18 protein-coding genes are annotated in these 22,691 nt (G+C 33.8%); 12 read left to right on the forward strand and 6 right to left on the reverse strand.

Going from position 1 to position 22,691, the window contains the following annotated elements:
• Window positions 1–366: 366 nt before the first annotated feature.
• Both HYN86_RS13695 and HYN86_RS13700 read right to left on the reverse strand, forming a co-directional pair.
• Complete coding sequence (locus HYN86_RS13695; protein ID WP_113678537.1) at window positions 367–1,251, reverse strand: hypothetical protein; 885 nt, start codon at window positions 1,249–1,251, stop codon at window positions 367–369.
• Window positions 1,238–3,904 (reverse strand): peptidoglycan-binding domain-containing protein, encoded by a 2,667-nt coding sequence (locus HYN86_RS13700; RefSeq protein WP_113678538.1) that lies wholly within the window; start codon window positions 3,902–3,904, stop codon window positions 1,238–1,240. The genes HYN86_RS13695 and HYN86_RS13700 overlap by 14 nt, the downstream gene beginning before the upstream one ends.
• Window positions 3,905–4,215: 311 nt before the next feature.
• Between HYN86_RS13700 and HYN86_RS13705 the strand changes: the two genes are divergently transcribed.
• From HYN86_RS13705 to HYN86_RS13720, 4 genes are read left to right on the forward strand one after another with little or no spacing between them, the layout of a single operon-like run.
• Complete coding sequence (locus HYN86_RS13705; RefSeq protein WP_113678539.1) at window positions 4,216–5,049, forward strand: universal stress protein; 834 nt, start codon at window positions 4,216–4,218, stop codon at window positions 5,047–5,049.
• Window positions 5,050–5,083: 34 nt separating this feature from the next.
• Window positions 5,084–6,130: a beta-ketoacyl-ACP synthase III gene (locus tag HYN86_RS13710; protein WP_113678540.1), complete on the forward strand. Its 1,047-nt coding sequence runs from the start codon at window positions 5,084–5,086 to the stop codon at window positions 6,128–6,130.
• Between the two features lie 39 nt (window positions 6,131–6,169).
• The gene (locus HYN86_RS13715; protein WP_113678541.1) at window positions 6,170–7,264 is read left to right on the forward strand and encodes a sensor histidine kinase; all 1,095 of its coding nucleotides are present in this window, start codon (window positions 6,170–6,172) and stop codon (window positions 7,262–7,264) included.
• Window positions 7,265–7,280: 16 nt separating this feature from the next.
• The gene (locus tag HYN86_RS13720; protein ID WP_113678542.1) at window positions 7,281–8,036 is read left to right on the forward strand and encodes a LytR/AlgR family response regulator transcription factor; all 756 of its coding nucleotides are present in this window, start codon (window positions 7,281–7,283) and stop codon (window positions 8,034–8,036) included.
• Window positions 8,037–8,115: 79 nt separating this feature from the next.
• Here the strand turns inward: HYN86_RS13720 and HYN86_RS13725 are convergent, their stop codons facing one another.
• Both HYN86_RS13725 and HYN86_RS13730 read right to left on the reverse strand, forming a co-directional pair.
• Window positions 8,116–8,619 (reverse strand): hypothetical protein, encoded by a 504-nt coding sequence (locus HYN86_RS13725; RefSeq protein ID WP_113678543.1) that lies wholly within the window; start codon window positions 8,617–8,619, stop codon window positions 8,116–8,118.
• Window positions 8,620–8,727: 108 nt separating this feature from the next.
• Window positions 8,728–9,585 (reverse strand): helix-turn-helix domain-containing protein, encoded by an 858-nt coding sequence (locus HYN86_RS13730; protein WP_113678544.1) that lies wholly within the window; start codon window positions 9,583–9,585, stop codon window positions 8,728–8,730.
• A 471-nt stretch (window positions 9,586–10,056) separates the two neighbouring features.
• Between HYN86_RS13730 and HYN86_RS13735 the strand changes: the two genes are divergently transcribed.
• Together HYN86_RS13735 and HYN86_RS13740 are read left to right on the forward strand one after the other, a co-directional pair.
• Window positions 10,057–13,053, forward strand: a complete 2,997-nt coding sequence (locus HYN86_RS13735; RefSeq protein WP_230406367.1) for a PAS domain-containing sensor histidine kinase — start codon at window positions 10,057–10,059, stop codon at window positions 13,051–13,053.
• Between the two features lie 2 nt (window positions 13,054–13,055).
• Window positions 13,056–13,529 carry a response regulator gene (locus tag HYN86_RS13740; protein WP_113678546.1) on the forward strand — a complete coding sequence of 158 codons (474 nt, stop codon included), beginning with the start codon at window positions 13,056–13,058 and terminating at the stop codon, window positions 13,527–13,529.
• A gap of 55 nt (window positions 13,530–13,584) precedes the next feature.
• On the opposite strand, the gene HYN86_RS13745 is transcribed toward HYN86_RS13740, so the two are convergent.
• Complete coding sequence (locus tag HYN86_RS13745) at window positions 13,585–13,770, reverse strand: hypothetical protein (RefSeq protein WP_113678547.1); 186 nt, start codon at window positions 13,768–13,770, stop codon at window positions 13,585–13,587.
• A gap of 209 nt (window positions 13,771–13,979) precedes the next feature.
• Here HYN86_RS13745 and HYN86_RS13750 point away from each other — a divergent pair, with 209 nt between their 5' ends.
• The 6 genes from HYN86_RS13750 (at window position 13,980) to HYN86_RS13775 (ending at window position 19,953) form a co-directional block, all read left to right on the forward strand.
• Window positions 13,980–14,348, forward strand: coding sequence for a hypothetical protein (locus HYN86_RS13750; protein ID WP_113678548.1), 369 nt, complete (start codon window positions 13,980–13,982; stop codon window positions 14,346–14,348).
• A 317-nt stretch (window positions 14,349–14,665) separates the two neighbouring features.
• The gene (locus HYN86_RS13755) at window positions 14,666–15,589 is read left to right on the forward strand and encodes a hypothetical protein (RefSeq protein WP_113678549.1); all 924 of its coding nucleotides are present in this window, start codon (window positions 14,666–14,668) and stop codon (window positions 15,587–15,589) included.
• Between the two features lie 5 nt (window positions 15,590–15,594).
• Complete coding sequence (locus tag HYN86_RS13760; RefSeq protein ID WP_113678550.1) at window positions 15,595–17,574, forward strand: TonB-dependent receptor plug domain-containing protein; 1,980 nt, start codon at window positions 15,595–15,597, stop codon at window positions 17,572–17,574.
• A 4-nt stretch (window positions 17,575–17,578) separates the two neighbouring features.
• Complete coding sequence (locus HYN86_RS13765; RefSeq protein ID WP_113678551.1) at window positions 17,579–17,962, forward strand: hypothetical protein; 384 nt, start codon at window positions 17,579–17,581, stop codon at window positions 17,960–17,962.
• A gap of 36 nt (window positions 17,963–17,998) precedes the next feature.
• Window positions 17,999–18,874: an MbnP family protein gene (locus HYN86_RS13770; RefSeq protein ID WP_113678552.1), complete on the forward strand. Its 876-nt coding sequence runs from the start codon at window positions 17,999–18,001 to the stop codon at window positions 18,872–18,874.
• 62 nt (window positions 18,875–18,936) lie between these two features.
• Entirely contained in the window at window positions 18,937–19,953 is a 1,017-nt protein-coding gene (locus HYN86_RS13775) for a cytochrome-c peroxidase (protein ID WP_113678553.1), read from the forward strand.
• A 98-nt stretch (window positions 19,954–20,051) separates the two neighbouring features.
• Here HYN86_RS13775 and HYN86_RS13780 read toward each other — a convergent pair whose 3' ends face one another.
• On the reverse strand, window positions 20,052–22,667 hold the full coding sequence (locus tag HYN86_RS13780; RefSeq protein ID WP_113678554.1) for a glycoside hydrolase family 3 C-terminal domain-containing protein: 2,616 nt from the start codon (window positions 22,665–22,667) through the stop codon (window positions 20,052–20,054).
• Between the last annotated feature and the right edge of the window lie 24 nt (window positions 22,668–22,691).

Genomic DNA, 22,691 nt, shown 5'->3' on the forward strand with positions numbered 1-22,691 from the left:
AAAAAACAACCCTCCGCTCAAAATGTACGCTTATACATTTGAAACCCCGGTCGTGCGGATTTGCAATCCATGCCCATAACGTAGATCAAATAAATCTAAAATGACAACTCCCAATCCGTTTCTAAACCTGCTTAGTTTCTGGCTGAACTAAAATAATAATCTTCTGGAAGTATCAAATATGTTATCTGGTATACGCCTGATCTGTTGTGATCGTTTTATACTTTGTTGACATTATTTTTCTTTCTATAACTTTTATTATGGCTTATTGTAGTGCGCACGGATTGCAAATCCGCACGATCGGGTTCAAAATTCGCTCTACCGTTTTTAACAATTCTTGAAAGTGTCTGTCTTATATTATTTTTAGACTTATTGTTTTAAAATATTTCCGTTATTGTTAATAACATAGTTTTGTAATATAGAAGAATTTGAAGTTTGAGTTTTAACAACTAAATTATAATCTCTATCGATTGAAAAAGAAGTTGTTTCTTTGTTTTCTTCATCATCAGGTTCGTACCATTCTCCCTCTACATACAGATTACCAACAACCTTATTGCTTTTTATTGTAAGTAAATAATATCTATAATCAAAATCTCCACAGTCTTGAGGTACTAAAATAATATTAACCTCTTCTTTATTTGGTAATGAAATATACCTAAGTTTATCAGAATTACAATTATATTTTTCAATCCCATTTATAGAAGTACAATCTAGCAGGTTATATTTTAAAGCTTTCGTATTTATAGATATATAAGGCAATTTCATTTTACTTTCTTCAAAACAAATTTTGGAAGATTTTATTTCTAAATTTTTATCTTTAATTAAATCAATGCTAAATTTTTTAAAAGATTCTTGTGCATCCGTTAAGAGATTTTCTAAAATATTTTCATTTTTTCCTTCTAATTGTATTTTTGTAATATTATTTAATTTATCATATTTAAAATTATAAACTTCATAATATGTATCTGATAATTTTTCATCCAAGTACATATTTACTTTAAACTTAACTTTTATTGTAGAAGCTTCTGGGGAGATATCTTCTGCTGTATATGTCATCGCACATCCTGAACCACAATTTATAACGAAAGAGTTATTTGTTTCTTTTGTTGATTTATTTTTAGTAAGCGAAATTTCTGACTCATTAATTTTAGACGTATCTTTTAAATTATTAGAATCATCTTTCGAAATATTTTTGTTACATCCTATAGCAAATGCAAATAAAATACTGAATGTTAAAATTTTATCTATTTTCATTTTTTGAATTTATTAAGGTAGTTTTAATTTGTTCAGGAGTTATGTGTGCTTTATTTAATCCATCTCCTGCATAATACGATTCTCCACCTTCAGCATATCTGATAGTTTTTGTAATTTTATTATCATTTTTGACTAGTTTGTCGCTTATACGTTTACCTTTTTGCACTCCAATACTTGCCCATTCCATAGCAGATGCATACATTGCATCTTCTACACTACCATCATTCTCTAGATATGCAATAATATTTGGTCTTTTTACTGTAATTAAATATTCATCAAATATTTTATCTTGCATTTCATCATCTAATTTTTGATCTATATCAAGTGTTAATTTGTCAACTGCATCATTTAATGTATTTGGTATTAATTGATAACGTCCTACTGCAAATAAATCCCTATCTTTTTGTTTTTTCTGAACCTCTTCAATTGTCAGCTCAACAACTTTTACATTATTAATTAATTGATATCCTCCTTTTGTTTTATTACAAATATTATAATTATCTGACGATTCTTTCATTGCTATCAAATTTCCAAATTCACTATGAGCCCATTTATATTTTTTACTCTTAAAAGTATTTTTTTCATTCATTATAACAGAATATTCTGCTAAACAGTTACAAGTTTTAACAAAACCTAATTCTGTTGCTAAAGCCACTATACTTTTTCCATTTAAATCATTGACATTTTTAACAAAAAGATCATCCGACAAGTAAACTGAATCAAACTCTCTTACATCATAGTGAACCCATGTTACCGCACCGATGGCGCTAGATTCCAAATTAAAAATATTTCTTGTTTTCCAATCCCATTTTGCATCTAAATATTTATTAAAGATATCTTTTCTAATAATTTCCATATCAGTGGTCTTTTTCGTTCTGCCATTTTTATTATTAAAGTGTAAATCTAAAGCTTTACCCATGTGATTAGTGGTTGCTTTTTTTAAGTATTCTGGATGAAATCTACATCTGTATCCTGAATTAATTTTATTAAAACTATATCGACCGTCTTTTGTTAAATAAAACTTTACACTTCTAAGGGAAGAAAGTAATGATCGGTGAATTCCAGGATATTCATATTTATGAAAAGCTTCGATATTTTTGTCCGAGTATTTACCTTTATTACTTGCGTCTCCAAAACCTGTGCATTTTCCGCACTTGCACTTTGCTTCTGTAAAATCAATCGGAAATTTATTTTGAAAATCATCAATAGCTCTTAACACATTACCACAAACTTTACCAGTTTCTGAAACCTTCATATAATCTCGCTGAAACTGCTTAATCATCTTCTCCGTACGATCTGTAAATTCATTAGTAGGCACATTTCCTCCAAATCCAGCTAATCGAATATTTATTTCTCTGATTAATTCGCTTTTATCTCCTTTTTTTATGCAATATTTTTCACCGCAATTTTTTCCATTATTTTTAGCCCCCTCACAAATTTTCGCAACTTTATTAGTTTGTTCTACAGGATCCGGTTTAAAAACTTTTGCATCTACATCTACTACTTCACTCTTTGTATGATCTTTGGTTTGAAGTATTTCAACATCGGCAAACAATTCCTGTTCTGCTCCTTCTCCCCAATAACCTCCACCTTTACTTCTTGGAATTTGATTAAGAGGAACAACTACAGAATATATATTTGATTTAATAATAAATTTTTCATCAAATAATAAATCATCAGAAATCCCATCTTCATCATACAACTTAAGACGTATTTCTTTATCTATCAAACCATTAGAGTCTATCCAAACTTTGATTTGTTTATCTTTAAAAACTCCACTTATTGCATGTCCTGCTGTATCTGTAAAATGAACATTGGTAATTTCTGCTTTAGTTTTTGAAGTAGAAGAAGAACCAGAAGGTAGAGTCTTAGTTTTTGACTGTACTGGCTCCGTCGAGGAAGTTTTAGGTTTAGCCGGCGCTGACTTTTGTATCGAAACTTTACTTTTATAAGTTGCTACAGGCGCATCAAGATCATTTATGTTTACATTATTACTTGCAATTTTATCTTTATTAAAATCTGTCGTAACATAGTATTCATGAATAGCCCCCTCATCTTTACTCTTATTTGTAATTTTGGCAAAACTTGGTCTTAGCAAAAATTCAACATCCGCTTTACCATTTTTAACAATTCCTGAAAGTGTCTGTATTATATTTTTTTCATTTGCTTTATTGTGTCCCGCACCAATAGCGTCATCTTCCCATAGCGTTACAAATATTTTCTGCTTTTCCATGTGGAGACAGTGAACCCTTGCTTTAAGAGTCTGTCCGTAGGAAAGCGTTTTCACTGGTTTTTGTCCATTTTTATCAAGCAGTTCAATACTTTCAATTTTTGGTTTTTCGGCTGGGTGAGGTGTAATACTGAGGCGGGTTACATCATCACCTCGGCGTGCCAAAATACGGATTCCATCTCTGGTTAAACTTTTTTGTAAAAATGTGTAAGAAACTTTTTTTCCTGTTTTATCATTTTCTTTTGTCTTACGCCATCTTCCGTGTTCAAGTACATAAACTTCCCATTTTATAGGCTGTTCAAAACTGTTATTAAAGATCGTCTGTTGCGAAGAAAAAATATCTTGCTGGAAACTATTTATTGTATAAAATTCTTCTTTGCCTACTAGAGGATTCGAATTTCCAATTATTTTAAAATCTGACATTATATTCTTTAAATGTAAATAAAAACTTATAAAAAACGAATATATGAAATTTTTAAAAATGAAATAAAAAACTTATAAAAAAACTAACGGTTTACTATGTTTTATAAAGAAAAAAACAAAAAACCACCCAAACCAACACCGCAAAACAAACCCTTCAACCCCAATAATATACGCTTCTAACATTTGAAACCCATATTTTCAGAAACGAAAATTTACGGTTGGGTACTAAAAAATGATTCTTCGGTGAGTAAAAAAAATAGTGAAGCGTTTAATTGGGCAATTTTGTATAACAAATACTTTAATCCAATTTTATGATTCCACCACTTACTATAATAGCTGCGACTAACTTTTCTGCTATAGCAAACAACGCAGTTAACTACGCCGCAGGACTTGCAAAAGTTACTGGGGCAAAATTAGTTTTATTTAATTCGTTTTCCTTGAGCGTTCACAGCGCTAACTCTCACATAACTGCAGACGCCATGCAGAAACAAATTGAAAAAGCAGCTTCGAGACTTGAAAATTTAGGGAAAGAACTTGCTGACCTTTTTAAAATCGAGGTAAATTCCATCTGTAATTTCTCTTTTTTAGAAGACGAACTTCCGTCTATAATTTCTCAAACTGATGCCAGTTTAGTAGTAATGGGAATGGCAGAACGCTCTTTTGAACAGGAATTACTGGGAAATACAACAACAACAGTCATTAAGAATTTGAATATTCCGGTTTTAGCAGTTCCAGAAAAAGCCCGCTTCGAAAATGTACAAAAGGTACTTTATGCGTGCGATGCACTAGGTTTTTCGGCTATTAAAAAATTCAGCTGGATGAAAAGAGTAATCGGAAATCTTGGCGCTGAAATTGAATTTTTCAGTGTCGATGAGAAATTAGATGCACTTAAAGAAGAACAGAATAAAATTTTATTAAACTCAACAATCGAAAAAGAGTTTGAAGAAGTGAAATATCTCTATAAAACAGTACGCTCAAATGCTGTGATTAATGAGATAAAGAAAGAAATTAAAAGTTACGAAGCTGATATTTTAGTTATGGTACCCCAAAAATATGGTTTTTGGGATTCTCTGGTTCATAAAAGTAAAACCAGAATAATGGCAGCAGGATTAGACATCCCATTATTATCGTTTCCGAATTATTAGTGTTATTTTTGTACCCGTTAAAAATTCCAAACAAATGAATGCAGTTATAACAGCTATAGGTGGTTTTGTACCATCATCAATCCTAACCAATAAAAAAATTTCAGAAACCGTTGATACATCCGAAGAATGGATCGAAAAACGTACTGGAATAAAAGAACGTAGAATTGCAGATTGTAATACGGCAACCTCAGACCTTGCCAGTGCTGCAATTGAAAACCTTTTCGAAAATTATAATGTAGACCGTCTGGAGGTTGAAGCTTTGCTTGTAGCAACGGCAACTCCTGATCATATTCTGGCACCAACTGCTAGTATTGTGTGCGAAAAAAGCGGTCTGGCAAATGCTTTCGGATTTGACATGAATGCGGCCTGCAGCGGTTTTTTATATGCGCTGGAAATGGGAGCAAATATGATCGAAAGCGGACGTTATTCTAAAATAATTGTCGTTGGAGCAGATAAAATGAGCTCGATCGTTGATTATGAAGACAGAAATACGTGTATTCTTTTTGGTGATGGAGCAGGAGCAGTTTTATTAGAAAAAACAGAATCGGATAACGGATTAATGAAAACTATTTTGAAGACTGACGGAAGCGGAACCTCTTCATTGTTAGTCCCTTCAGGAGGATCAAGAAATCCAACTTCTATGCAGAGCCTTTTGCACAGAACTAATTATTTGAAGCAGGAAGGTGCTTTTGTATTTAAGAAAGCTGTTGCTTCTATGAGTCAGGTTTCACAAGATGCTTTGGCTAAAAATGAATTACACGCAGCACAAATTGATTGGGTAATTCCGCATCAAGCGAACTTAAGAATTATAAACGCAGTAAGCGAAAGCCTGAATATCGATTCTGAAAAGGTAAAAGTCAATATTGATCGTTACGGAAACACAACATCGGCAACTGTTCCGTTGTGTTTATGGGACTTTAAAGAAGACTTTAAACTAGGTCAGAATTTATTGATTACTACTTTTGGCGCGGGATTTTCGTGGGGAGCAACTTGTTTAAAATGGGGTGTTATGCGCGAAAAGAAAGCAGTTGAAACGATCAAAACTGATACTGTAAATGAGAATGTTTTAGTGGCGCACTAAAGCCATTTAGAGCATTTCTGTTTGAAAAGTTATTATTTAATGGGAAGACAAAAACAAAATAAAAAATCAGGAAAGAATTTTTTCTATAAATACTACAGAATTATAGTAATTCCAGCTGTTTTTTTAGTGTATTTGTCTTCCTATTACTTTTTAAATCCATACAGAAATTTTGAAGATCAAGGTCTGCTAAATTTAGATCAGACTTTTGATATCTTCGTTATTCTGCTGTATTGTACCATACTTACGGAGCTTACGCTTTTTGTAGGCAGAAGATTAAATTATTACATACGCTGGGACCAAAATCCGGCTTTTAGGGCGATCGCGCAGTTTATATGCTTAATCGCCGGGAATATTCTTTTAAACTATTTTTTCTTCTGTTTATGGGATTATCTCTATCCGCGAATAGATTTTGAAGAAAACGAATTGGTAATTATTTGGCAGTCTAAAATTATGGCCGCTATTATTTCCCTATTTATAAGCGCCATTCATACCGGAACATTTTTGCTGAACAGATGGCGTTTGAATTCTGAAGAAACAGCCGAATTAAAAATCAAAGCATCAGAATTGCAGGAAGCGGTTACGAGATCTGAATTAGAATCTTTAAAACTGCAGTTAGATCCGCATTTTATTTTCAATAATTTCAGTACGCTGACAGAATTAATTTATGAAAATCAAGACGAAGCGGCTTCTTTTTTGGAAAATATCACAAGAGTGTATCGTTACATGATTTCTAATTTGAATAAAGATACCATTAGTGTACAAGAAGAAATAGCATTTTTAAACGCTTATTTTTATCTTTTAAAGAAAAGGCTTGGCGAAAAAATCGATTTAAAAATTCAGGTAGACCAGTCTTGTATGGGACTTCATTTACCGCCTTTGACTTTACAGTTACTGGTTGAAAATGCTGTAAAACACAATATGGCGACTTTATCTTGTCCGCTTAAAATTTTGGTCTATTCGGATCTGAAAAATATTATTGTTCAAAATAACTTACAGCGAACTGCTGGAAAAAGTCTGGCTTCTACCAAAATTGGGAATAAAAACATAGAATTTCGGTACAAAATATTATTTGACCAAATGCCGGATTTTTGCGAATCTAACGGAAATTATTATGCGCGTCTGCCATTAATTTAGAAGAAGGAATACGAATATGAAGATTTTAATTGTAGAAGATGAAAGTATAAACGCCAGCCGCTTAAAAAGACTGCTCGAAGAACTGGAACCCAATTGTGAAATTCTAGGGATTATCGATACAGTTGTTGATACGGTGGCGTGGCTCAGCTCAAATCCTGCTCCAGATATTATCACAATGGATATTCGATTGGCAGACGGACTTAGCTTTTCTATTTTTGAAGAAATCAACATAACTTGTCCAGTCATTTTTACAACTGCTTATGATGAATATGCCATTCGCGCTTTTAAAGTCAACAGCATCGATTATTTGATGAAACCAATTGAGAAAAGCGAACTGGAATATGCCTTAACCCAATTCAAATCTTTAGCCCGAAAAGAAATTGGTGTTCCAAATATTGCCGGAATCATAAAAGAGCTGATTCACAAACCCAAATACAGATTGCGCTTTTTGGTTACTTATCGCGACGGCTATAAAAGCGTAGATGTTTCGGATATTGATTTTGTGTATTCTGAGTTTAAAACGAGTAATTTGTTTTTAAAATCGGGTGTAGTGATTGCTATTCCGCAGACCATGGAAGAATTGGAACATGAATTAGATCCAAATATCTTTTTTAGGGCTAACAGAAAGGTTTTTATTCGTGCCGAAAGTATTTATTCTATTGCAAATTATTTCAATTCAAAACTTAAAATTCAACTGAAATTAGATCCTGAACGCGAAGTAATTATCAGCAGGGAAAAAACACCTTTTTTTAAGCAGTGGATGGATCGATGAGTTTTTTTTTTAAGGTTCAAAGGGGCAGAGGGGCAGAGGTTCAAAGGCTTTTTGAAAGTCTTTAATTTGGATGTCTTAATTATATATTTTTTTTAAAATAGATTTGTTTGGAATTGGTTTCATTTGGGATGGTTTCCTCAAAATCAAATTTTTCGTAGCCGTTCGATTCTAAAGTTTCTTTTAGAATACTATCAAATTCAAATAGTTTGATCCAGATTAAATCGTTTTTTCTTTGTTTGGCAATCACTTCTGCGCGATCGATGAGTACTAGAATTTCCTCTGCACTAGAATAAATTATGTATTCCACACAAATTGGTTTTTCTGCTTCGATATTTTCATTAAAAATCCCTGAGGAATTTAATTGTATGAAAGACGATGGATTTTCATTTTCATAAACCATCAAAACTTCAATATTAAAATCATTTTGAACTTTAAAAAGTTCTGAAATGGAAAGGTTTTTAGCAGCGTATTTTTCGCCTTCTTCAGATGATGTAAATAAATCGGCATAAAATTTTTGAGCCTGGCTTTCCATCCAAGAGGCCGTTTCCATTATTATAACTACAAATTGCGCTTTTTTTGTCATGATTTCTTTTATTTATAAATCTGAATTATTATTCAGCAAAAGTGCTGTAATTTTTTTTATAAATAAAGGTCTAAAAGTCTGAAATGTTGGTCAGAAAGTCGGTTGTGTTTAATTGTTTATTCGGTACTCTAATGGAGAAATTCCAGTTTGAGTTTTAAAAAATTTTCCAAAAACAGATTGATTGGAAAAGTTCAAAGTATCGCTTATCTGGTTGATCGTTAATGATTTGTTGTGAAGTAAAACTTTAGCTTCTAAAATTACCATAGTATCAATCCATTCGCGTGTGGTTTTGCCGCTGTTGTTTTTAATAACTTCAGAAAGGTATTTTCGGGTCACATTCAAATGATCTGCATAATATGCCGGCGATCGATGTTTTATAAAATCTTTCTCTACAATCTCTTTAAACTTTTCGAACAAAGGATTTTGGATTTCTTTATTTGAAAAAGCATTTTTTATGGCGTCCAGCTCAAAAATTAAAATGTACAAATAACTTCTCAAAATAGAAGATTGATGAAAATGTTCTATGCTGATGATTTCTTCAATTAAATTGAAAAGTTTTTCGAATTTTGGTTTTGTCTTTTTCTCCAAAGAAAATACGTGCATATCGCTGTTTTCGAAAAAATCAAATTGAGAAAGAAAAAAGATATTACTCTGGCTTTTGAGAAAAAACTCAGGTTTAAAAAAGATAATATCCATCAAAATCTCTTCGCTGTTTTTGGTAAAACTTCTAATGACATTAGGGCCAATCGCAAGTATTGCAGGAGCTTCAATAACGATTTTATCCAACCGCGTCTGCATTATAATACTTCCTTTTTTTAGAAATTCAATTGCGTAACTTTCTGCACGATAAGGAACTTCTATATAAGGATGATCTTGAATCTGAACATAGAAATAGTCTTTTGTATTGATTTCATCTGTAAACAAACTTTTGTGATGTTCGAGTGAATAAGTGCTGATTTTGCTCATTTTATAAAGCCTTTCTGGATTTTACTTTGTATTCAAATATACTTAATTAAGCATATTTATTCTTTTCAAAAAAGAATCTATTTTCGTTTCTAAAAACAATCATAGTATTTTAATTTATACAGATAAAACCAAGTATATTAAAAAATTGTTCGAAGAATATCTTAATAGTATAGAAGTATTTTATTTAGTAAATTATGTGTATAAAACAGGTCTTTTTTATTATATTTGGTTAAGAAACTTTTACAACAGCATTTTAGGGTTATCACTTTCAGTGAATTGTCTTAGTTACTTCTTAATTTTATTCCCAGCCAAATAATGCAAAATAACCGATTAACAGCAGTAAAGCTAAAAATGACAATTAAAAAAACTTACAAACTAAAAGTCTAGACGTTACGCATTAAAATGGAGTTAATCAATAATTTAGGGCTCTTTCAAACCGTTTTTAACTCTGTGCCGAATGGTATTGTAGTTATGAAGCCCATATATAATGACAAAGGGAAAGTAGAAGATTTTTTAGTTTTACTGCTCAATACTTACATGCTCGACTGGATTGACAATGTCAGTTATCAGGGAAGAAAATACAGTGAGGTTTTTCCTAATCTAAAGGAAACTAATATTCTGGAACAATTTATTATAACTGCCGAAACAGGGGTAACCGCTAACTTTGAGCAATGGTATGAAGGAATTGCAAGTAAACACTGGTTCCGATTTACTGCTGTAAAGCAAGACGAACTTTTAGTAGTTACAAAAGAAGATATCACAGAAAAAAAACAAGCAGAAAATGCTTTAAATAATGCACTTGTAGTTGCAGAAAAACAAAAGAGACTTTACGATTCTGTTATAAATACAACTCCCGATCTGGTTTATGTATTCGATTTGGATTATAAATTTACGTATGCCAACAAAGCTTTATTGACCATGTGGGGTAAGTCTGCTGATGATTCAATCGGCCGTGGCTTGCGCGAGAATGGTTATGAAGAATGGCATGCTTTGATGCATGAAAGAGAAATTGATTTTGTAGCAGCTGAGAAAAAATCCATTCGAGGGACAGTTTCTTTTCCGCATGCAGAATTAGGGAAGCGTGTATACGACTATATATTTGCACCTGTTTTTAATGAAAAAGGAGAAGTTGAGGCCATTGCTGGAACAACTCGAGATATTACAGAAATAAAGCTGGCAGAAGAAAAACTACAGCAAAGTGAAAGTCGTTTCCGTAACATGATTGAACAGTCACCTATAGCAATGCTGCTTTCAAGAGGCGAAGACGTTATTATTGAAACGATCAATCAGCCGATGCTTAAGTTTATGAACAAAAGCAGTGCAGACGAAGCTCTTGGAAAAAGAATGATTGATGCCCTGCCAGAACTTTCAGGACAGCCTGCGCTTCAAGTTGTTATTGATGTACAAAAAACAGGTATTCCGTTTAGAGGAGATGAACAGCCTGTAGACTTGGTAATTGATGGAAAACTGCAGCGTCGTTATTTTAATTTTTCTTACGACTGCATAAAAGATACAGATGATAATTCATCAGTTTTGCATGTCGCAGTGGATGTAACAGATCGCGTTTTAGCTAGAAAAAAACTGGAAGTCAGCGAAAGCAGATTAAAATCTATGATTAATCAGACTCCGGCTGCAACCTTAGTTTTAAAAGGAGATAACCTTGTTATAGAACAGATTAATAAACATATGCTTCAATTAATTGGCCGCGGTGACGAAATTATCGGGATGCCATTAATAGATGTTCTTCCAGAATTGGAAGGACAGTACGTGTGGGAGCAGGTACAAAATGTTTATTATAAAGGAATAGCGTTTGACCAAGCTGAAGTACTTGTTCCTCATAATAGAACAGGAACTATGGTAGATTACTACTATAATCTGGCATATCGTCCTTTAATCGAAGAAGGAAAAATAACTGGAATGATTCAAGTTGCAGTAGATGTTACGCAGCAGGTAGTTGCCAGACAAAAAATGCAAGAGAGTGAGAGCCGTTTTCGTGCTTTGGTAAATGCATCTTCAGATGTTGTGTACCGCATAGATGCCGATTGGAAAGTAATGAGAAGTATACATGGAATAGGTTCATTTTCAGATAGTGAAGAAACTGTAGTCCATTGGTTAGATAAATTTTTTCATCAAAATGACCGCGAAAAGGTAATCAGTCTTATTGCAAAATCTATAGCAGACAAAAATATATTTGAATTAGAACATAAAACGACGCATAAAGACGGCACTGTCGGCTGGACGTTTTCGAGATTAGTGCCTATATTAGATGCTCAAAATAATATCATTGAGTGGTTTGGTGCAGCGAGCGATATTACTTCGCAAAAGCAAATGCAGCAGGTTATTAAAGACAGCGAAGAGAAATTTAGACAGCTCGCAGATCTGGTTCCTCAAATTATCTGGACCGGAAAGCCAGATGGTTATGTAGATTATTACAACAGACGCTGGTACGAATATACAGGTGTTGATGATGATAAATATGGTGATACAAGCTGGTTTCCTAAAATGCATCCCGATGACGGACCGCTTGTTTTAGAAAAATGGTACGAATGTGTTAAAACAGGTGTTTCATATCAGTTGGAATTCCGTTTAAGAAATGGAAAAACTGGAGAATATCGCTGGTTTTTAAGTAAAGCTGTACCCATAAGAGATAAAAGTGGAGCTATAACCAAGTGGTTTGGAACCTGTACAGATATTCATGAACAAAAAGCAATTAGAGAAGAATTAGAAATTTTAGTAGCAGAGCGAACCAAAGAACTGCAGCGTTCCAATGACGACTTACAACAATTTGCCCACGTTGCATCGCACGATTTAAAGGAGCCGGTCAGAAAAATAAAAACTTTTGTTGGTCGCCTTGAAGATCACCTGCAGGGAAAATTAGACGATTCTACCTCAAGGTACATTGACAGAATTCACGTAGCAGCAGATCGTATGTTTAATATGATTGACGGCGTACTTTCATACTCTAAAATTAATTCAGATTCACAGAATACTACTTTAGTAGATTTAAATGAAATTATAAAAAGTATAGAAATCGATCTGGAAGTTTCATTGCAGAAGACCGGCGGAAAAATTTACAGCCAAAATCTTCCAGCATTAGAAGGGGCTTCGGTACTACTTTATCAGTTATTTTACAATCTGATCAATAATTCTATTAAATTTGCAAAGGAAGGTACAACTCCAGAAATAACAATTACGTCAGAAAAAAGTATTTATAAAGGAAAAAATGCCGCTGTAATTACTTTAAAAGATAAAGGAATTGGATTTGATAACGATCAGGCCGGACAAATTTTTGAAACATTTACACGCTTGAATTCTAAAGATCGTTATGAAGGAACAGGATTAGGATTGTCACTTTGTAAAAAAATTGCTGAGCGCCATGGTGGAACCATTGCCGCTTTTGGAATTCCAGACAAAGAAGCTGTATTTATTATAACGCTGCCATTGGAGCAGCATGTAAATGATATTTAATTATGGAAAAAAAGACAATATTGCTGGCAGATGATGATATGGACGACACAGAAATGTTTTGTGAAGCATTAGCTGATGTTGACGAAAGCATAATTTGTTATACGGCAATAAATGGGAATGAAGCTATCAAAAAACTAAATGAGTTGAAAGAAGATCTTCCAGATATTATTTTTTTGGATTTGAATATGCCAATAATGAACGGATGGGATTGTCTCAAGTATTTGAAACAACATGAACGTTATAAAGATATTCCTGTGATTATGATTTCAACATCATCACACAAAAATGATTTGGACACAGCAACAAGCTTAGGGGCTATCTGCTATTTTGTTAAACCAAATAATTTTAACGATTTAAAACATGTGCTGAGATCTATTACATCCAATATTCAGAAAGGTTTAAAAGAAGTAATAGCAAGTCTTCATGCGGAAGGTTTCCGACATCTTTTTAGTTGTGAGGAAAGTAATCTAAAATAAAAAAGTAATCTAAAATAATTTCTAGATTACTTTTCCACAAGCAGGAATATGTAGATTACATAATCTGCTGTATATTTTCATTTGAATCCCGGTCAGATACAGGAGTTTCAATTTTGTCGTCCCAGTGACCCCAGTCTCCCTTGTATGAGCGTAAAAATATCAATTCATCATTTTCTCCCATGCACAAAAATGTGCTGCAAGTTGACTGCTCTTTTTTTATAGTGTTTTTTGAAGTTTCCATGACTTTGAGGGTGTTAAGTTAAGTAATGTCAAAATTAAACAGTCTCTCTCACAATTTGTTATATAATAATTTTAAATTGTTGTCAAATTATCATCTTGCGGTTTAAATTTACAATAAGATAAATTTGTCTTTTAGTGATATAAAAAAGTCAGCTTTCGTTAAAATAAATACAAAATTGTACGTACTTTTGCTCAAAAAGCAGCAAGCAGTTGAAAAGATTAATCATCATAGCACTTTCTATATTAATTTTATCTCCATCATTTGGCAGCTTGTTTGTATATGCTTCATTCAAAATCAATCAGAAAGAAATAGCCCAAACCATTTGTGTACAGCGTAAATTAGCTTTTAATAGTTGTAACGGACGATGCGAACTTCAAAAAAGCATCAAAAAATATTCTGATAACGAAAAGAAAATGCAGGACAGCCTAAAAGATAAATTAGAGCTTGTTTATGTACAAAGCACTGCCGAAGTCAGCTTTGAAAACATTCCTGTAACGGAATCAAAAAAGAATACATCTACTTTATTTGAAAAGAAACCAATCTCGGCTTCTAATCTTACTTTTCACCCTCCGGTCTAGTTTTATACAGATCGATATTTCCGTTTATTTTGTTTAAATTATATCATTATTTATGTTTAATGATATACAAGAATGTATGATATATTTCATTTTGAAATGAATTTATTATAACAGATAAATTTCTCCTATCGAGCAATTTGTTTGACAGGTTTCTTGCAGCAGCAATAATTGATCTTACTTCAATAATTGAAAAATATATTTATATGTTCTATTTCAATTAAAAAAATCAAATTTTACGGCACTTTCGCTTTTTTGGATTTGCAAAAATCTCACTGCATTGTGCTGTATTTTACACAGTTTTTCTAACATTAATATCAATGAAATCTTTTAAAATTTTAGTTCTTGCACTATTAGGTGTACTAACTTCCTGCACAATTGACAAAACAGATTACGAAGCAGAAATGGGCTCTCAAGTTCCAGAAAATTATGAGTTTAAAGAAGCGGTTTCGTTTACCAGCGGTACTTTTAAAATAAGTATTGAAGCGCTAAATGGAACATTTTATAAGGGTTATAATGAGCTTCATTTAAAAATCACAAATACGCAGACGAACCAAAATGTAAGCACATCTGAAGTTACTTTTTTACCAATTAAAAGCAGCACCGATGGAGGCAGAACTTCATGTCCGCATGAGTATAAGCTACAATACGATAACGTAAATAAATATTTCGCCGGATATTCTGTTTTTACAAGCGAAAGTGAGACAGCAGACAGCTGGAAATTATATGTGAGTTTTACTGCTGACAACCAGAAATATGAATTAAGTAAAGATATTTCGGTGGCAAAGCAAAGCAATAAAAACCTGAATATGACAACGTTTACAGGGAAAGACGATGAACAATATGTAATTGCATTGGTCGCTCCTCAAAAACCTACTGTTTCTGAAAACAAATTAGTAGCAGGCATTTATAAATATAATAAACCAGTTAATGCAGCTGGAACTTTTCCAGATCCTTCACAATTTTCGTATTCAGAAGTGAGTGGTTATACTTTAAAATTAGATCCCAGAATGCCAGAGCCTTCAATGGGAAATCATTCTTCGCCCAATAATCAGGATTTGACACAGCAAAATGACGGTTTGTATCACGGAGTCGTCAATTATACGATGACAGGAAACTGGACTTTAAATTTGATAATGATGAATCAAAATGGGTTAATCCTAAAAGGAACTGTGGTTCCAACAGATTTTACGCCTGGAGTTGAAGGTGTAAAAAGTGAACTTTATATTGATACATTATTCTAAAAGACATGAAATATCTAATAATGTTACTTTTTTTGGGATTGTATGTAAATGCTCAAAATACACATGTTCATCACGACAGCATTAAAAGCTTAGAAGAAGTAAAAGTAAAAAGCGCAGCAAAAAAGAAAATCGAAACCGAAATGAAAATGGCAGTTTCAGTTGATGAATTTTTATCATCATCGGAAAATATCAGTTTTATAAAAAGAGGTGCTTATGCATGGGAACCGCTGCTGAATAATATGAGTTCCGAACGTTCTACAGTGACCATTGACGGAATGCACGTTTTTGGAGCCTGTACCGATAAAATGGACCCGATTACTTCTTATGTAGAAAGTAATAATCTTTCTACGATTGATATAAAGTCAGGTCAGGAAGGCGGTCTTCATGGTGCAACTGTTGCGGGAAGCATAGATTTAAAAAGAAAAAGCACGCCATTTGGTCTTGCCAAAAAATGGAATGGAACATACCAAAGCGGATTTGAATTTAATAATAAGCAATTTTTCAATTTAGGAAATGTGGCATATTCGGGCGAAAAATTCGTAGCCGAGGGAAGTGTTTCTTATCGAAAAGCTGCTGATTATTATGATGGAAACAATAATGAAGTCAAACATTCCCAATATAAAAAATTCAACACTTCATTAGGTTTTGCCTATAAAACAAGTGATTTATCGGCAGTAAGACTGGATGCAATTTTTGATATGGCAAAAGATGTGGGATATCCCGCTCTTCCAATGGATTTATCACTTTCGCGTGCGCTTATTACATCAGCATCTTATAAACAATTATTTGAGGACGGATTAATAAAAGTAGTCGATACAAAAATCTATTTCAACGCGATTGAGCATTATATGGATGATACGACTCGTCCTGAAAATTTAGTGCATATGGACATGCCAGGCTGGAGCACTACTTATGGTTTGGTTTCTAAAGCAAACGCAAAAAAAGATAATTATTCGTCTGAAATACAGTTGAATGCTTACGATAATCTATCGATTGCAGAAATGAGAATGTATCCGCAGGATCGAAGCGAAAGAACCATGTTTGCGTACAGCTGGCCGTGGGTAACGACGCGCTATGCGGGACTTTCGATGAATAATTCTTGGGATATATCGGAGAAAAGCCAGGTAAATCTTGGAGGTTCTTTGGGCGTAAATTACAACTACTCCAAATATGTAGAGTTCAACTGGATTTTTCATCCTGGAGCGCCTCAGGAAAAAACGAGATTCCTGCCAAGCTTACATGCAGGTTATAACCTTAATATTGATCAATTTAATTTTTCTGTTGGAACCGGTTACGGACATCGAGCACCTTCTGTTTCTGAGGGTTACGGTTACTATATCTACAATAGTTTTGATCGTTACGATTATATCGGAAATCCTAATTTGAAAAATGAAATTTCGTACGAAGGAAATGCAAGTGCAGGTTTTAAAAACGAAAGATTAAGCATTCAGGGAAAAATAAATTACTTCTACATTGAGAATTACATCATTGGAAGGATTTTAAGTATGGGAAGTCCTATGAATTATCAATCGGTTGGGGTAAAGGGTTATACTTCATTAGATTACGCAACACTGTTAAATATGTCTATGAATGCCAGTTATGATATTTTAGAGCATTTACATTGGAAGGGAACACTGACTTATGCACGCGGAATGGATGATAAAGGAGGAAATCTGCCTTTTATTCGTCCGTTGAGTTATCAGACTTCGCTTCATTTTATGCATCAAAATTTCGGAATTCAAACTTCTGTAAATGGAGATTTTGAGCAGATTAATTACAGTCCAGAATATGGAGAAGATTTGACATCTGCTTACACCATCTGGAATATTTCTGCCGATTATACTTTTAAAATCAATAAAGTAAAAACCGTTTTGCAGGTTGGAGCAGAGAATATTTTAAATGAATATTACAGCACTTATGCCGACTGGGGAAATATCCCGAGAATGGGACGTAATATTTTCACTTCTTTAAAATTCAATTTCTAACAAAATGAAAAAAGTTTTTAGTTTCACAATGACAATGCTGTTTCTGCTGGTTTCTTTCCAGCAGGCATTGATTATTGTACACTTTAAACTCAATCAGAATATAATAGAAAAAGAGTTTTGTGTCAATAAAACTAAGCCAGAACTGCAGTGTCATGGTAAATGTCATTTAAAGAAAGAACTAGAAAAATCAGATAACACCGATTTGGAACTTACCAGCATCGGCAAGAAAATCGACATTTATTTAACTTCTAATTTTGAATTTGAAATTCCAATTGTAAAAAATATAAAAGTTGCTAAAGCAGTAATTTATAGAGAATTTGAACTGATAGAACCATATCTGGAAATTTTTGTACCGCCGCCTATTTTAGAATTGATTACCTCGGTTTAATTAATAAATAGAATTACAAAAATTAAAATAAAAGAAATGCAAAATTTTAAAAAATACTTATTACTATCAATTGCCTCTTTGGCATTCGTATCGTGTTCTAGCGATGAAGACAATGCTGTTGCGAATAATGTAACATTGGAATTCAATAATACTTTCAAAAACACAACTATTGTATTAGGAAATGCAGCTTCAACATCTGCGACGATAAATACTTCTGCAGCAGGGCAGGTACATCATTTTTCAGAATTAAAATATGTAATCAGCAATATCCGTCTTGTAAAAGATAATGGAGATGAAGTTCCATACAATGTAAACGATTTGGATAAAGGAGCGACAGTTATCGACCAGTCAAAAACGGCTTCATTAAGTTATGTTTTGAGTAATGTTCCTGCCGCATCTTACAAGCAGATTAAGTTTGGTTTAGGTATTAAACCAGAACAAAATACTTTAGATCAGGTGAGATTTCCAAATTTTTATGCAGCAGCCGGCGCTAACGATACAGCAATGATGTGGGAATGGGGAAGCGGCTACCGTTTTACAAAAGTAGAAGGATTTTATGATACTGATAATAAAACAATGTCTATTCATACAGGAAGTACAGTAGCAGGTACAAACGGAGTTCCATCAAGTTACACGCAGGGTGTAAACGCTTACAGAGATATTGCTTTAAACCTGACAGCAAACGCAGTTGTGGGAAGTAAAGGTCCTAAAATTAAAATTCAAGCTGATTTTGATAAAATGTTAAGCGGAAAAACAAATACAATCACGCTGTCGACAGGAACAGGGAATGGAGATAACGCAACTCCAAACGTTCACACTGCTGCTCAAATGGTGAAATTTGTTGATAATTTCGGAGGAAATGGTTTAAGCGATATTACAGGAATGTTTTCTGTTACAGCTGTAGAAAACTAAAATCATATTTTCAGAACCGTCTAAATTTAAAGAAGAGACGGTTCTGTTTTAAATTATTTGAAATGAAAAAAATAGCTGGTTTCCTATTGCTTTTATTGCTGTTTACATCTTGTAACAGCGATGATTCTGATATGATTTCTATTGATAATCCCGAAATTTCATTGAATATTCCTGCTGGATTTCCAGAGTTAAATGCATTTGTAAGTCAAAACAAGCCGACTAAGTATGGCGTGGAATTGGGTGAAATGCTTTTTTCTGAAAAGAGATTAAGTGCGGATAATACCATTTCATGTGCAAGCTGTCATATTCAGGCAAATGCTTTTGCAGACCAGCATGCGCAAGCGGTTGGAATTGAAGGAAGAATCGGGCTTCGTAACACGCCATCCATTCAAAATTTGGCTTTTATGAAATTTTACAATTGGGATGGAAGTAAGCTCCAATTGGAAGATCAGCCGTTGGTTCCTATTATAACTCACGAAGAAATGGATTCGTCTATTTTGGAAGTTATTGGTAAAATCAAAGATGATGCGGTCTACAAGGATTTATTCAGAAAAACATTTGGCGATGAGAATATTACACCAGAAAGAATCTTTAAAAGTATTGCGCAGTTTGAGTATACATTAATTTCAGCCAATAGTAAATACGATAAAGTAAAACGAAACGTAGCTTCCTTTACAGAAAGTGAATTGCAGGGTTATCAAACTTTTCAACAGAAATGCGCAAGCTGTCATAGTTCAGAATTATTTACAGACCAGACCTTTAGAAATATCGGTTTTCCCATAAATACCAATTCTAATGAAGCTGGTCGTGCAAGAGTTACCGGTATTCCAAGCGATTTAATGAGTTTTCGTGTACCGACATTACGAAATATTGAGCATACGGCTCCTTATGGAAGTTTCGGGCAGTTTTCAACTTTAAAATCGGTTTTAGATTATTTTGATACTGGTGTTTTAGACTCGGAAAATCTCGATCCGATTTTTAAAAATAATGGTAAAAGAATCCCTCTGACAGAAGAAGAAAAAACGAATCTTATCGCATTTATGAAAACATTGAGCGATACAGATTTTGTAAAAAACTAGATCGCTTAGGATTTATAAAAAGAAACAAAATAGAAAAAGCTAAACGTATGCAGTTTAGCTTTTTTTATAGGTACTAGCTAAAATAGTGTCTTAAAAAGTTACTTTTCAAGTATTATGTTTTTTGTGGTAACATTAAATCGTGCATTTTGCATATCACTAGAGTTATAAGGCTGTTTTCCTCCAATTGAAATTGTAAACCATCCGGGCTCTATTATACGCTGACTTTTTTTATTAATCATTGATAATTGTCTAGGCGTTATGGTAAAACTAACAGTTTTTGTTTCACCTTTTTTTAGATCAATTCGCTCAAATCCTTCTAATTGCCAAATGGGGCGTGGAGTAGAGGCTTTTTCATCTTTTAAATATAATTCAACAACTTCTTCTCCGTCACGATCGCCAATATTTGTGACATCTACTTTAACGACAAAATCATTTTTTGCATCAATATTTTGCGGAACATCTATATTGCTGTATTTGAATTTTGTATAGCTCAAACCAAATCCAAAAGGGTACAGAGGTTTTTTCTGAAAGTATCTATACGTACGGCCTTTCATATCATAATTATTAAAATCTGGAAGCTGCTCTACAGATTTATAATACGTAACAGGCAGTCTTCCTGCGGGATTATAGTCTCCAAAAAGCACATCGGCAATTGCGTTACCGCCTTGCTGTCCAGGATATCCAGCAGTTAGAATTGCGGGAACATTATCGTTTGCCCAATTTACTGCCAGCGCACTTCCATTAATTAAAACTAAAATTACAGGCTTTCCAGTGGCGTTTATTACTTTCATTAATTCTTCTTGATTGGCAGGTAAGTTTAAGCTCGTACGATCTCCGCCATCAAAACCATCAGCTTCCACTTTCATTTCTTCGCCTTCCAAACGCTCATTTAATCCTAAAACTAAAATTACAGCATCTGCTTGATTTGCAGTTTGAACTGCTTCTGCCAGTAAATCGCCTTGCGGTTCTGACCATAAAAGATGTGCTGTCGCATTGCCGTAATAGTTTTTGTACTTTGCGGTAATTTTATATTTTTTTCCAGCTGTTAATTCAATTTTTTGGGGACGAATTCTAGGATGATGTTCATTTTTTCCACCCGATGTTTCTCCAGTTTCTACTTCAATGGTCATAAAAGGTTTTGACCATTCCGAAATATTATAAGTCCCAGTTTTTGGTGCGATGATATAGCCAGTCCATTTAACACTATAGTTTCCCATTTTTAAGCGTGGATCAGGCGTGTCAATGTCCCAGTCAAAATCTATTTTGTCATCAATACGTGAGAAAAGTGGTTTTCCCTGCCACTCTGTATTGTCGAAATATTCTGCAGTTAAACCTTGTGTTCCATTTTCATTTTGAAGATAAATAGAAGGAATAACAGTCATTTCGGGAACACCTTTGGCAAGATCTGTTCCTTTCGCATATAATATTGCTGCATTTGGTTCAAGTTTATTCTTAATACCTTTTAAGACAGTAATAGGATTGCTCGGAACACCATTATAATTTCCCCATAGTGATTGCACGTCATTGGCATTTGGTCCAATTACAGCTACTGTTTTAATATTTTTTGAAAGAGGAAGTGTTTGATTTTGATTTTTTAAAAGCACAATGCTTTTTTGGGAAGCTTTGCGTGCCAGCCAATCATGTGCCGCGTTATTATTTACAGAAAAAGGAATTTGCGCATAAGGTACAATTTCGTCAGGATCGAACATTCCTAGCTTAAAACGAGCTGTAAACAAACGTTTTAGCGTAATGTCAATATCATTTTCCGTAAGTAGTTTACGATCGAATGCCTCTTTTAATGATTTAAAACTGCTGCCGCATTCTAAATCTAGGCCTACTTTTACTGCTAATGCAGAAGCTTCGGCTTCATCTTTCGTTATTTTGTGATATTTCCAAATATCTGTAACCGCACCACAGTCTGAAACTATATAGCCGTTAAATCGCCAGTCTTTCCTCAAAATACTAAACAAGAATGGACTGGCACTGCAGGATTCCCCTCTAAAGCGATTGTATGCTCCCATTATAGAGTAAACATGTCCATCTTTTACCAAAGCTCGAAAAGCAGGAAGATAAGTTTCGTACAAATCAATATCGCTGGTTGCGGCATTAAAAGTATGTCGAGACGGTTCTGGTCCAGAATGAACGGCATAATGTTTTGCTGTCGCCACAACTTTAAGATATTTGGGATCATTTCCCTGAAGACCTTTCACGTAATTAAGTCCGAGCTGGCCGGTTAGAAAAGGGTCTTCACCGTAGGTTTCATGACCACGTCCCCAGCGCGGATCGCGAAAAATATTAATATTTGGAGACCAAAACGTTAATCCCTGATAAATACCATGCTGTCCTCGTCTCAAATATTCGTGATGTTTGGCACGTGCTTCGTCAGAAATGGCATTTGCAACCTCAAATACTAATTGACGATCCCAAGAAGAAGCGATAGAAATAGATTGCGGAAAAACAGTTGCATATCCTGCGCGGGCAACCCCATGTAAAGATTCGTTCCACCAATTGTATTCGGGTATGCCAAGTCGTGCGATTGCTGGTGCGGAATCCATTAACTGGCTTATTTTTTCGTCTAAAGTCATTATGGAAACTAGGTCGTCTACACGCTGTTCAATTGTTAGGTCTGGGTTATTGAATTGATAGTTGTTTTGCGCAGAAGTTTTTATTGCTCCTGCATATAGTACAAACGCAATTAGAATTATTTTTTTCATTCAGGTTTTGGTTGATAGTTGTTA

Origin of the sequence: Flavobacterium fluviale (assembly GCF_003312915.1) — a bacterium.
GTDB classification, from domain to species: Bacteria; Bacteroidota; Bacteroidia; order Flavobacteriales; family Flavobacteriaceae; genus Flavobacterium; species Flavobacterium fluviale.